The 11543-nt window shown below is 61.0% G+C and carries 12 protein-coding genes; 5 read left to right on the top strand and 7 right to left on the bottom strand.

Going from position 1 to position 11543, the window contains the following annotated elements:
* Positions 1–15: 15 nt before the first annotated feature.
* Both ACK59H_RS03400 and ACK59H_RS03395 read right to left on the bottom strand, forming a co-directional pair.
* A complete protein-coding gene (locus ACK59H_RS03400; RefSeq protein WP_060477262.1) occupies positions 16–1014 on the bottom strand; it encodes a phosphate ABC transporter substrate-binding protein PstS in 999 nt (332 codons plus the stop codon).
* A 224-nt stretch (positions 1015–1238) separates the two neighbouring features.
* Positions 1239–2528, bottom strand: coding sequence for an MFS transporter (locus tag ACK59H_RS03395; protein WP_060477263.1), 1290 nt, complete (start codon positions 2526–2528; stop codon positions 1239–1241).
* Between the two features lie 358 nt (positions 2529–2886).
* On the opposite strand from ACK59H_RS03395, the gene ACK59H_RS03390 reads away from it, so the two are divergent.
* Together ACK59H_RS03390 and ACK59H_RS03385 are read left to right on the top strand one after the other, a co-directional pair.
* Positions 2887–3285, top strand: a complete 399-nt coding sequence (locus ACK59H_RS03390) for an acyl-CoA thioesterase (RefSeq protein ID WP_027917060.1) — start codon at positions 2887–2889, stop codon at positions 3283–3285.
* Between the two features lie 71 nt (positions 3286–3356).
* Positions 3357–4253, top strand: coding sequence for a D-hexose-6-phosphate mutarotase (locus ACK59H_RS03385; protein WP_060477264.1), 897 nt, complete (start codon positions 3357–3359; stop codon positions 4251–4253).
* A gap of 105 nt (positions 4254–4358) precedes the next feature.
* Here ACK59H_RS03385 and ACK59H_RS03380 read toward each other — a convergent pair whose 3' ends face one another.
* The 4 genes from ACK59H_RS03380 to purE form a co-directional block, all read right to left on the bottom strand.
* Entirely contained in the window at positions 4359–4892 is a 534-nt protein-coding gene (locus ACK59H_RS03380) for a DUF3299 domain-containing protein (RefSeq protein WP_060477265.1), read from the bottom strand.
* Positions 4893–4941: 49 nt separating this feature from the next.
* Positions 4942–5187, bottom strand: coding sequence for a GlsB/YeaQ/YmgE family stress response membrane protein (locus ACK59H_RS03375; RefSeq protein WP_060477266.1), 246 nt, complete (start codon positions 5185–5187; stop codon positions 4942–4944).
* A gap of 109 nt (positions 5188–5296) precedes the next feature.
* Positions 5297–6379 (bottom strand): 5-(carboxyamino)imidazole ribonucleotide synthase, encoded by a 1083-nt coding sequence (locus ACK59H_RS03370; RefSeq protein WP_060477267.1) that lies wholly within the window; start codon positions 6377–6379, stop codon positions 5297–5299.
* A 10-nt stretch (positions 6380–6389) separates the two neighbouring features.
* Positions 6390–6881, bottom strand: coding sequence for a 5-(carboxyamino)imidazole ribonucleotide mutase (gene purE, locus ACK59H_RS03365; RefSeq protein ID WP_012312090.1), 492 nt, complete (start codon positions 6879–6881; stop codon positions 6390–6392).
* Between the two features lie 270 nt (positions 6882–7151).
* Between purE and ACK59H_RS03360 the strand changes: the two genes are divergently transcribed.
* Positions 7152–7781: a hypothetical protein gene (locus ACK59H_RS03360; protein ID WP_060477268.1), complete on the top strand. Its 630-nt coding sequence runs from the start codon at positions 7152–7154 to the stop codon at positions 7779–7781.
* Here the strand turns inward: ACK59H_RS03360 and ACK59H_RS03355 are convergent.
* Positions 7773–8690 carry a LysR substrate-binding domain-containing protein gene (locus ACK59H_RS03355; RefSeq protein WP_060477269.1) on the bottom strand — a complete coding sequence of 306 codons (918 nt, stop codon included), beginning with the start codon at positions 8688–8690 and terminating at the stop codon, positions 7773–7775. The two genes, ACK59H_RS03360 and ACK59H_RS03355, sit on opposite strands and share 9 nt — an antisense overlap.
* A gap of 182 nt (positions 8691–8872) precedes the next feature.
* Here ACK59H_RS03355 and aspA point away from each other — a divergent pair, with 182 nt between their 5' ends.
* Together aspA and ACK59H_RS03345 are read left to right on the top strand one after the other, a co-directional pair.
* Positions 8873–10297, top strand: a complete 1425-nt coding sequence (gene aspA / locus ACK59H_RS03350) for an aspartate ammonia-lyase (RefSeq protein WP_060477280.1) — start codon at positions 8873–8875, stop codon at positions 10295–10297.
* A gap of 180 nt (positions 10298–10477) precedes the next feature.
* Positions 10478–11470 carry an AraC family transcriptional regulator gene (locus ACK59H_RS03345; RefSeq protein WP_060477270.1) on the top strand — a complete coding sequence of 331 codons (993 nt, stop codon included), beginning with the start codon at positions 10478–10480 and terminating at the stop codon, positions 11468–11470.
* Positions 11471–11543 lie beyond the last annotated feature (73 nt).

Here is an 11543-nt window from a genome sequence, read left to right as displayed (position 1 = left end):
CTCAACCCCAATTACTTACTTCTTGGCAACATTGTCCGTGTGGGACAGGCCCAGGTCGGCCAAGGTCTTGTCGACCACTTTGGCCGGCAGTGGGATGTAGCCATCCTTGACCACCACCTGCTGGCCGGCCTGCGACAGCACCAGCTTGACGAACTCAGCTTCCAACGGAGCCAGCGGCTTGTTCGGCGCCTTGTTGACGTAGACATACAGGAAGCGCGACAACGGGTACTTACCGTTCAGGGCATTGGTTTCGTTGTCTTCGACGAACTCGCCGCCTTCTTTCTTGGCCAGCGGCACGGTCTTGACGCTGGCGGTCTTGTAGCCGATGCCCGAGTAGCCGATGCCATTGAGCGAGGAGCTGATCGACTGCACCACCGAAGCGGAACCTGGTTGCTCGTTGACGCTAGGCTTGAAGTCGCCTTTGCACAGGGCTTCTTCCTTGAAGTAGCCATAGGTGCCCGACACCGAGTTGCGGCCGAACAGCTGCACCGGCTTGTTAGCCAGATCACCCGTCACGCCCAGGTCGGCCCAGGTCTTGACGTCGGCCTTGGCGCCGCACAGGCGGGTGGAGGAGAAAATGGCATCGACCTGAGCCATGGTCAGGCCTTTGATCGGGTTGTCTTTGTGCACGAACACCGCCAGTGCGTCGACGGCGACCGGGATCGCGGTCGGTTTGTAGCCGTACTTCTGCTCGAAGGCCTGCAGCTCGACGTCCTTCATCTTACGGCTCATCGGGCCGAGGTTGGCGGTGCCTTCAGTCAGCGCTGGTGGCGCGGTCGAGGAACCGGCAGCCTGAATCTGGATGTTTACGTTCGGATATTCCTTCTTGTAGGCCTCGGCCCACAAGGTCATGAGGTTCGCCAGGGTGTCGGAACCGACGCTGGAGAGGTTGCCCGACACACCCGTGGTTTTGGTGTAGGTCGGGATCGCAGGGTCGACAGCGGCTACCGCGTTGGCAGTTGCAACGCCAGCGGCGGCAAAGGTGAGGGCCGCCATCAAACGCTTCAGTTTCATGCCTTGCTCCTAGCAGGAATATTGGGGTGTTGGATGGAACGGGGCCCAGTATCTGCAGGCCGCATGAATACGATATGACTTAATTGTGACAAATGGATGAAAGGCCATCATCGAAAACAGATCCGGCCTCTTTACGGTTAAAGCCGCCCCTGCCGGGCCTTACAGTGGCTGCAAGACTCGGGGGGCGGCCTCAACCGTGAAGAGGCCGGAAACCTTGGTGCAGATCAGCGCTTATTGGCGAGCAGGTACAAGCCCACCAGTAGCCCGACGGCACACAGGCCTGCCACATAGTAAGCAGGCGCCATCGGGCTCACTTTGAGCAGCGCAGTCACCACCATGGGCGTAAGCCCACCGAAGATGGCGTAAGCGACGTTGTATGAAAACGACAACCCACTGAACCGCACCACAGGCGGGAACGCCTTGACCATCACATAGGGCACAGCGCCGATCACACCCACGCACAAGCCGGTGATGGCATACAGCGGGAACAGCAGGTCCGGCCGGGTCGGCAGGCTGTGGTAGAAGGTCCAGGAACTGGCCAGCAGCAGCAGGCTGCCGATCACGAATACCCGGCCAGCACCGAAGCGGTCGGCCAGGCTGCCAGCGCCGATGCAGCCAATGCTGAGCAGTACGATCGCCAGGCTGTTGGCCTTGAGCGAGTCGGTGGGGCTGACGTGGTAGAGGCTCTGCAGCAACGCCGGGGTCATCAGGATCACCACCACGATGCCGGCAGACAGCACCCAGGTCAGCAGCATCGACAGGATGATTGGGCCACGGTGATCGCGCAGCACCGCGCGCAGCGGCAACTCTTCTGCCAGGGCTTTGCGCTGCTGCATTTCGGCGAACACCGGGGTTTCATGCAGCCAGCGGCGCAGGTACACCGAGAACAACCCGAACACACCGCCCAGCACGAACGGTATACGCCAGGCGTAATCAACCACCTGTTCGGCGCTGTAGAGGGTGTTGATGAGCGTCGCCACCAGCGAGCCCAGCAGAATACCCGCGGTCAACCCAGCGGTCAGCGTGCCACAGGCATAGCCGGTGTTGCGCGCCGGCACGTGCTCGGAGACGAATACCCAGGCACCGGGCACCTCGCCGCCAATGGCCGCGCCTTGAATCACGCGCATCAGCAGTAACAGGATCGGTGCCAACAGGCCAACCTGTGCATACGTCGGCAGCAGGCCCATGATCAGGGTAGGCAGGGCCATCATGAAAATGCTCAAGGTGAACATCTTCTTGCGCCCGAGCAAATCACCGAAGTGGGCCATGACAATGCCGCCCAGCGGACGCGCCAGATAGCCCGCGGCAAAGATGCCGAAGGTTTGCATCAGCCGTAGCCACTCGGGCATGTCCGCAGGGAAGAACAACTTACCGACCACGGTGGCGAAGAACACGAAAATGATGAAGTCGTAGAACTCCAGCGCGCCACCCAAGGCCGACAGTGAGAGGGTTTTGTAGTCACTGCGGGTCAGCGGCCGCGAGGGCTGCTCGATACTGCTCGGCACGGAGGTCATCGCTCGTTGTTCTCTTGTAGGGCATGCAGGCCGCTTGGCACGCGGCTTCTGGATTAGGCGAGGAGCGAAGATAGCAAATTGCCGAGCCTGGCTGAAAGCGATACAAAATCCATACAGATATTCATGACTACACAGTCGTCGCTCGGCAACAGGCTATATATACTGCCCGTTCGTAGGAAAAGTTTGCGTCAAGCGTGGGAAGTTGTGCGAAAACGCCGGTCGGAGTGTCAGACGGTTTCGCAGAGTTTCCCTATAGCCGCCCATCTAAACAGATTCGGCGTAGTATGTTGTCAGCTGAATCGTTTTCCCGGCATTGCGCTACACCAACGAAAGCGTCACGGGTCAGAGGCCCCATCGCATGATTGAACTCGAACAAGAAGATCCTATCCCGCAGGGCGATCTGGCCTTGCAGATCACCGCCCTGCCGCGCGAAACCAATGGCTTCGGCGACATCTTTGGCGGCTGGCTAGTCGCGCAGATGGACCTGGCCGGCACCGCCATGGCCAGCCGCGTCGCCGGTGGCCGGGTAGCCACGGTTTCCATCGACCGCATGGCATTTCTGGTGCCGGTGGCAGTCGGCGCGCAGTTGTCGTTCTATACCCAGACACTGGAAATCGGCCGTAGCTCGATCCGCATGATGGTCGAAGTGTGGAGCGATGACCCGTTGTCCAGCGAATGGCGCAAAGTCACCGAAGCGACCTTTGTGTTCGTCGCCATCGATGGCAGCGGCCGCACCCGCTCGGTGCCTCGTCGCTAAGCCTTGCGGGCGGTAAACTCATTGCACGTCACCGGGTCCAAGGCCCACAGGCAATCAATGAGAAGAGCGCAATGGCTACCTTCAAGGTCGAATCCGAGCAACACGGCGAACTCAACTGCTGGCGCATCAGCAACGAGCGTGCCGACCTACTGATCGCCCAGCAGGGCGCCCAGATCCTCAGCTACCAGCGTATGGGTGAGCCGCCGCTGTTGTGGCTGAGCGACCAGGCCATCTTCGCCCAAGGCAAATCGGTGCGGGCGGGTGTACCGGTGTGTTGGCCCTGGTTTGGCAACTTGCAGCGCAACCCTGAGCCGGTGCAGGCCATGTACGGCGGCCAGCAAGCGCCCGCCCATGGCCTGGCACGCACCCGCGATTGGCAGCTGCTCGGTGTCGAGGAACAGGGGGCGAGCTTGCAGATCGAATTCGAGCTGCCACAAGCCCGTGGCCAGTTGCCGGGCTGGCCCCATGACGTTCAGCTGAAACTGCTGATCGAACTGGGCGACACGCTGAGCGTGTCTCTGACCAGCCGCAACCTGGGCGACAGCCCGGTGACCATCAGCCAGGCCCTGCATAGCTACTTCGCCGTCAGCGACGTGCGCCAGGCCCGGGTTGAAGGCGTCGATGGGTTGCACTACATCGAAACCCTGGCCGACTGGGAGCAGCGCCAACAACAAGGGGCGTTGCAGTTTGCCGGGGAAACCGACCGTATCTATCTGGACACGCCACAGGCGCTCAGCATCGTCGACCCGCACTGGGCGCGGCGGATTACCTTGACCTGCAGCGGGTCACGCTCGGCGGTGATCTGGAACCCCTGGACCGAGCGGGCCAAGGATTTGCCAGACATGGCCGATGATGGCTGGCAGCGAATGCTGTGCATCGAAACGGCCAATGTCTGGGATGATGTGGTGGAGCTCAAGCCCGGCGCCAGTCATTCACTGCAGGTGAAGATCGCTAGTGACGCGCTCTGAATGATGCCTTTGCAGGTCTGGCCTGTTCGCGGGTGGACCCGCTCCTGCTGGGGCTGCACAAACTTGCAAGAGCGGCTTTAGCCACGACGAGGCCAGTTCAGCAGCTCAGAGGTCAGCATCTTCCACTACCCTGACCTTCGCTGCATCCAGCGCATAAGCCGCATCGGCCAGGTCATTGCTGACCTTCTCCACTTTCAGCTTGCCGCTGACCCAAAGCGGTGTGTAGATATCCGCGATTTTCAGCCCTTTCGGATACCGCACCAATACCAACTGGTTAGGCGGCGGTGGTGGCACGTGAATGCAGGCACCCGGGTAGGGCACGAGGAAGAACAGCGTGCTGTTGCCCCTGGCATCGCTTTCCAGCGGAACGGGGTAACCGCCCAGGCGGATTTCCTTGCCGTTCATGGCGGCCACGGTCTTGGTGGAGTACATCACCGCTGGCAGGCCCTTGCTCTGCTTGAGCCCGCCCTTGGCGGTGAAGGTGCCATTGGCTTCCGGTGAGTTGTGGTCGATTTCGGGCATGGCTTCGAGCGCCTTTTGGTCCGATTTGGGCATCAGTTCCAGCCAGTCGGTTTCGGGCAGCTCGGCATGGGCCAGGGTGCTGGCCAGAAGCAGGGGAACAAGAAAAAGGGCACGCATGGAAATGCTCGACAACTCAGAATGAATTGCCGAGCATTCTAACCAGTAATCAGCGTTTCTTGATGAACCCGTAGATCACCAGAAGGATGATCGCACCAATCAGTGCACCGATGAATCCAGCAGCCTGGCCTGCCTGGTAGATGCCCAGTGCCTGGCCGCCATAAGTGGCAAGCAGCGAGCCTGCGATACCCAGCAGAATCGTCATGATCCAGCCCATGCTGTCGTCACCCGGCTTCAGGAAGCGGGCCAGCAGGCCGACGATAAGGCCGATGAAGATGGTTCCAATGATGCCCATGACAGTCCCTCTGAAGTGAAGATGGAACAAGCCAAAGCCTAGACAGCACTTTGGCTTGTTGCCATTTCAGAGGGCAAGCCGCTTGCAGAAGTTCGATCGGGCACGTCGATCAGTTGCTGATCAACGCCTCTACTTCGGCGATTCTGGCCTTGAGGGTGGCCATGTCGTTGCTGCGCAGGGTGGCATGGCCTACTTTGCGACCGGCCTTGAAGGCCTTGCCGTAGTGGTGCAGGTGGCAGTCGTCGATGGCTACGACCTGCTCCACCGCCGGGACTTCGCCGATGAAGTTGAGCATGGCGCTCTGGCCCACTTTAGCGGTCGAGCCCAGCGGCAGGCCGGCGACGGCACGCAGGTGGTTCTCGAACTGGCTGCACTCGGCTCCTTCGATGGTCCAATGGCCGGAGTTGTGCACCCGCGGGGCGATTTCGTTGGCCTTGAGGCCACCGTCGACTTCGAAGAACTCGAACGCCATTACCCCGACGTAATCCAGTTGCTTGAGCACACGGCCAACGTAGTCTTCAGCCAGGCTCTGCAGCGGGTGCCCTTCGCTGGCCACCGACAGGCGCAGGATGCCGCTTTCGTGGGTGTTGTGCACCAGCGGATAGAAACGGGTTTCGCCGTCGCGAGCACGCACCGCCACCAACGAGACTTCACCAGTGAACGGCACGAAACCTTCAAGCAGGCAGGGTACGCTACCCAGTTCGGCAAAGGTGCCGACTACGTCCTCAGGCGTGCGCAAAACCTTCTGGCCCTTGCCGTCATAGCCCAGGGTGCGGGTCTTGAGCACAGCCGGCAGGCCGATGCTGGCTACCGCTGCGTCAAGGTCAGCCTGCGAGAGAATGTCGGCAAACGCCGGAGTCGGGATACCCAGATCGCGGAACATGCTCTTTTCGAACAGTCGATCGCGGGCAATGCGCAGGGCTTCGGCGCTTGGATAGACCGGGACGAACTGCGACAGAAAAGCCACGGTTTCGGCCGGAACACTTTCGAATTCGAAAGTCACCAAATCGACCTGGTCGGCCAGCTGGCGCAAGTGCTCCTGGTCGCCATAGTCGGCACGCAGGTGCTTGCCCAGCGCAGCGGCACAGGCATCCGGCGCTGGGTCGAGGAAGGCGAAGTCCATGCCCAGCGGGGTTCCCGCCAGGGCCAGCATGCGGCCCAGTTGGCCGCCACCAATAACACCGATCTTCATGGGTTGAACCTCAAGCCTGGCGGGGGTCTGGATTGTCCAGCACGGTGTCGGTCTGCTCGGTACGGAACTGCTTGAGCGCCGCGTGATACTGCGGGTACTTGGCCCCCAGGATGCTCGCCGACAGCAGTGCGGCATTCACCGCGCCAGCGCGGCCGATGGCCAGGGTAGCAACCGGCACACCGGCAGGCATCTGCACGATCGACAGCAGCGAATCGACACCGGACAGCATCGACGACTGGACGGGCACGCCCAGCACCGGCAGGTGAGTCTTGGCGGCACACATGCCCGGCAGGTGGGCAGCGCCACCAGCACCGGCAATGATCACCTCGATACCACGTTCTTCGGCCTCTTCAGCGTACTGGAACAGCAAGTCCGGGGTGCGGTGGGCGGAAACCACCTTCACTTCGTAGGGAATGCCGAGTTTTTCCAGCATATCGGCGGTGTGGCTAAGGGTGGACCAATCGGACTTGGAGCCCATGATCACGCCAACCAGTGCACTCATCGTCGAGCCTCTCCTGCAAGCGCCTTGTGGCGCGCTAAAAGCAACAAGCCACGCAGGTAGACCGGCGTGGCTCGTCATACGGATTCTGAATCGACCGGGTCGGCCGAAGGCGCGGGATTGTAGCGTATAAGGGGGCGCTGCGCCCACCCCCACAAGCACATGTCGGATCAAAGGGCAAGCTGTCTCGCGGGACAACTTTTCCCCCTGGCACAGGGCAATGGTGCCTCAGACAATTCGCCCTTTCGACCAGGATCATCGAAGGACGCAAAGATGCACAAAACCCGCCTAATAGCGCTCGTCATGGGCCTTGCCTGCAGCCTGACCTTGTCACCGGCCTGGGCTCGCAGGGCGCTGGTGGTCACGATCTACCCACACGACGAGCTGGCAGGCATCAGCGACCAACAACTGCACGATGACTACTTTCAACATTGGCTCGAAGAAATGCGCAGCTTCACGCAACAGCCGATTGAAGTGGTCTACCAGCGTGCCATCTCCGGGCTGACGGACATCGATTATCAGTCGATGACCGCTATCCAGGCCCTTGACGCCTTCACACGGGGAGTCGAAATTCAGCGTTCGGTCAGGCCCTTTTCGTTCATGAACAAGGACGTGTTACTGACCAAGGACAGCTATGACCAAAGCGGGATGACCTTCGTGGGCGGCCTCGCACACCTTAGCGGCACAACGGCCATCGCCTCGATGCGCAGCTACGCGATGCCCGGGCATGTCATCGGCCATATGCTCTCGGCCAGCCATAGGGACGCCGAAACCCGCTACAATGGTTGGTTCTGCGAAAGCTACATGGTCCCGGCGCGCATTGCGCTGCGCTCGAACTGCTACCACTACAGCGAAGCGAACCGAGCCGCCATCACCGATTACCTCAACTACCACTCAAACTGATCCCTCGCCTGGGCCACCTGCCGACTCTAGCTTGCGCCACAAAAGCCGCACATTGGCCTTGCGCACCAAAGCGCAGCGATACAGGCGGATTTCCAGCGGCACATGCCACTGGCTACCACCGCAGATCATCAACTCACCGCGCTCCAGCTCACCGCGCATGGACAACCGCGGTACCCAAGCGATCCCCATGCCTTCAAGCGCCATACTCTTGAGGCTGTCCGCCATGGCAGTTTCATACACGGTGGTGTAGCGCAGGTTGCGCTGGCGTAACAACAGGTTCACCGAGCGGCCGAGGAACGCCCCGGCACTGTAGGCCAGCAACGGCACGCTGGTATCGCCTTCGAGGTCGAACAAGGCATTGCCGTCGGCGCCCACAGCGCATACCGGCAGCATCTCGGTGGTACCCATGTGCAGCGATGGGAAGATCTCGGCGTCCATCTGCAGCGCGGCATCAGGGTCATAGAACGCCAGCATCAGGTCACAGCCACCTTCGCGCAAGGCATGCACGGCATCCCCGACGTTGGTCGCCACCAGTCGGGTGGCGATGTTCAATCCATCGTTGCGCAATTGTGCCACCCAACGCGGGAAAAACCCTGACGCCAGCGAGTGCGCAGCCGCAACCTGGATAACCTCCCCCTGCCCGCCTTCCAGGTGATGCAAATGACGGAGAACTTCGCTCAACTGGTCGACAACGGTGCGGGCTGTGACAAGAAAAAGCTGCCCGGCCTCGGTTAGCTCGATGGGCGTGCGGGAACGATTCACCAAGGTCAGACCCAACGCTGCTTCCAAGCTGCGGATACGTCGGCTGAAGGCCGGTTGGGTCACGAAACGCCGTTCAGCCGCCTGTGAAAAACTGCGGGTGGAGGCCAGGGCGCTGAAATCTTCCAGCCACTTGCTTTCGAGGTTCATGAAGCAGATCTCCCGGCGCGCACCAAAATGGAACACGCTTGAATGTCAATTGGCGTCACATCAATCACTATGCCGTTTGTGCATAGGTTAGCGTGCATCAGCATTGGCCGCAAAAACCCCTTAAGGCCTAGGATTGGCGCCATTCCGGCATGTGCCGGGTCAAAATCGAGATGATATCCATCATGTCCTCCGCTGCATCGTTCCGCGTTGAAAAAGATCTGCTTGGCACCCTGGAAGTCCCTGCCGATGCCTACTACGGCATCCAGACCCTGCGCGCTGCCAACAACTTCCATCTCTCCGGCGTTCCGCTGTCGCACTATCCGAAGCTGGTCGTGGCCCTGGCCATGGTCAAGCAGGCTGCTGCCGACGCCAACCGTGAGCTGGGTCACCTGAGCGATGCCAAGCACGCTGCCATCAGTGCAGCCTGCGCCCGCCTGATCAAAGGCGATTACCATGACCAGTTCGTAGTTGACATGATCCAAGGGGGTGCGGGCACCTCCACCAACATGAACGCCAACGAAGTCATCGCCAACGTCGCGCTGGAGGCCATGGGCCACCAGAAGGGTGAGTACCAGTATCTGCACCCCAACAACGACGTGAACATGGCGCAGTCGACCAACGACGCCTACCCAACCGCCATCCGCCTGGGCCTGCTGCTGGGCCATGACGCCCTGCTGGCCAGCCTCGACAGCCTGATCCAGGCTTTCGCTGCCAAAGGTAAGGAATTCGACCATGTTCTGAAGATGGGCCGCACCCAGCTGCAGGATGCCGTGCCGATGACCCTGGGCCAGGAATTCCGCGCCTTCGCCACCACCATGACCGAAGACCTCCAGCGCCTGCGCTCGCTGGCCCCGGAGCTTCTGACCGAAATCAACCTGGGTGGTACCGCCATCGGTACTGGCATCAACGCCGACCCTGGCTACCAGGCCCTGGCCGTACAACGCCTGGCCACCATCAGCGGCCACCCGCTGGTACCAGCTGCCGACTTGATCGAAGCTACCTCCGACATGGGCGCCTTCGTGCTGTTCTCCGGCATGCTCAAGCGTACTGCGGTCAAGCTGTCGAAGATCTGCAACGACCTGCGCCTGCTGTCCAGCGGCCCGCGCACCGGCATCAACGAAATCAACCTGCCAGCGCGCCAGCCAGGCAGCTCGATCATGCCAGGCAAGGTCAACCCGGTCATTCCTGAGGCGGTCAACCAAGTGGCCTTCGCCATCATGGGCAACGACCTGGCACTGACCGTCGCGGCCGAAGGTGGCCAGCTGCAGTTGAACGTGATGGAACCGCTGATCGCCTACAAGATCTTCGACTCGATCCGCCTGCTTCAGCGCGCGATGGACATGCTGCGCGAGCACTGCATCGTTGGCATCACCGCCAACGAACAGCGTTGCCGTGAGCTGGTCGAACACTCCATCGGCCTGGTCACCGCCCTGAACCCGTACATCGGCTACGAGAACGCCACCCGTATCGCCCGCGTTGCCCTGGAAACCGGCCGCGGCGTACTGGAACTGGTGCGTGAAGAGAAGCTGCTGGACGACGCGATGCTCGACGACATCCTGCGTCCTGAAAACATGATCGCCCCACGTCTGGTGCCGCTGAAAGCGTAAACCAGGCTGCTGCACACCGTCTCACCAGGTCGAGGGACTAGACACCTCTCAACCTTTCAAAGGCCCGAGCGCAAGCTGCGGGCCTTTTTTTCGCTTCATCCCTGCCACACTGTCCGCCCTCGCCCATTTCGGCATACAACTTGCTCCATAATGCCTCCCACGCCCACGGGATGACCGAGCATGCTGCACAGCCACCTGACCACCCTCAACGCAGTTTCGCTGATCCTCAACCTGTTTCAGGAAGAGGGCTGCGAGGCGACGACGTTGCTCGCCGGTAGCGGTATAGCCCCCGCCGATCTAGGCCACAGCGATGCGCGCATCACCACCCAGCAAGAGTTGCAGGTGTGCGCCAACGCCGTTGCCCGACGCGAGGAAATCGGCCTGGAACTGGGGCGGCGCATGCATGTGTCGTGCTATGGCATGCTCGGCTACGCGCTGCTCTCCAGTGCCACTTTGGGTGACGCCTTGCGCTTGGCGCTGCATTATCCGGCACTGCTGGGAACAGTCTTCAAGCTGCGTTTGCTCGACGATGGCCATCGCGTCTGGTTGAGTGCCAGTGAATATCACGACAGCCCGGCCTTGGCTGCCTTCAATGCCGAATTTTGTCTGGTGTCGCTGAAAGTGATCTGCGACGACCTGCTCGGCCGCACCCTACCGCTGCTCGGTGCCCGCTTCGAGCATTCGCGTCCAGGCTATCACTCCCTCTACAGCGGGGCTTTCCAGTGCCCCCTTGCCTTCGATGCAGAAGATACCGCCTTCGCGTTCGAGCGGCGCTGGCTGGATACACCCCTACCGCTGGCCGACCCCATTACTCACAAGGCCATGAGTGAGCGTTGCCGGCGCTTGAACCTGGAATTCACCGGCCGCCAGGCTTGGCTGGGGCGGATTCGCCAGCTGCTGTTGCAGCAACTGGATGCGGCGCCAGGCGTGGAGGGCCTTGCGCGTCAGATGAACTGCTCGTCACGCACCCTGCGCCGGCACTTGCAAGCCTTGGGCTGCAGTTACCAGCAATTGCTCGATGAACTGCGCTTTGACCGGGCCAAGCAGTTGCTGGCCGATGACCAGATGCCGATCTACCGCATTGCAGAAACCTTGGGCTTCAGCGAGACCGCGAGTTTCCGTCATGCCTTCCAGCGCTGGAGCGGGGTTGCACCTAGCCACTTCCGGGGTTGAGCCAGACTGGCCACAACCTGTGGCCATATCGATCCCCTTTTGGCCGTTTGCGTCGTTCTCCGCCACCGGGTCA

The organism is Pseudomonas sp. KCJK9000 (genome assembly GCF_046230725.1).
GTDB classification, from domain to species: Bacteria; Pseudomonadota; Gammaproteobacteria; order Pseudomonadales; family Pseudomonadaceae; genus Aquipseudomonas; species Aquipseudomonas promysalinigenes.
This window is presented reverse-complemented; position numbering and strand designations above follow the sequence as displayed.

Excerpts from the sequence above, each read along its gene's own strand:
- ACK59H_RS03380 (WP_060477265.1), bottom strand. The coding sequence starts at position 4,892 with ATGCGTGCCCTTTTTCTTGTTCCCCTGCTTCTGGCCAGCACCCTGGCC.
- purE (WP_012312090.1), bottom strand. The coding sequence starts at position 6,881 with ATGAGTGCACTGGTTGGCGTGATCATGGGCTCCAAGTCCGATTGGTCC.
- ACK59H_RS03345 (WP_060477270.1), top strand. The coding sequence starts at position 10,478 with ATGCTGCACAGCCACCTGACCACCCTCAACGCAGTTTCGCTGATCCTC.
- ACK59H_RS03385 (WP_060477264.1), top strand. The coding sequence starts at position 3,357 with ATGGCTACCTTCAAGGTCGAATCCGAGCAACACGGCGAACTCAACTGC.
- ACK59H_RS03395 (WP_060477263.1), bottom strand. The coding sequence starts at position 2,528 with ATGACCTCCGTGCCGAGCAGTATCGAGCAGCCCTCGCGGCCGCTGACC.
- ACK59H_RS03355 (WP_060477269.1), bottom strand. The coding sequence starts at position 8,690 with ATGAACCTCGAAAGCAAGTGGCTGGAAGATTTCAGCGCCCTGGCCTCC.
- ACK59H_RS03360 (WP_060477268.1), top strand. The coding sequence starts at position 7,152 with ATGCACAAAACCCGCCTAATAGCGCTCGTCATGGGCCTTGCCTGCAGC.
- ACK59H_RS03370 (WP_060477267.1), bottom strand. The coding sequence starts at position 6,379 with ATGAAGATCGGTGTTATTGGTGGCGGCCAACTGGGCCGCATGCTGGCC.
- ACK59H_RS03390 (WP_027917060.1), top strand. The coding sequence starts at position 2,887 with ATGATTGAACTCGAACAAGAAGATCCTATCCCGCAGGGCGATCTGGCC.
- ACK59H_RS03400 (WP_060477262.1), bottom strand. The coding sequence starts at position 1,014 with ATGAAACTGAAGCGTTTGATGGCGGCCCTCACCTTTGCCGCCGCTGGC.
- aspA (WP_060477280.1), top strand. The coding sequence starts at position 8,873 with ATGTCCTCCGCTGCATCGTTCCGCGTTGAAAAAGATCTGCTTGGCACC.
- ACK59H_RS03375 (WP_060477266.1), bottom strand. The coding sequence starts at position 5,187 with ATGGGCATCATTGGAACCATCTTCATCGGCCTTATCGTCGGCCTGCTG.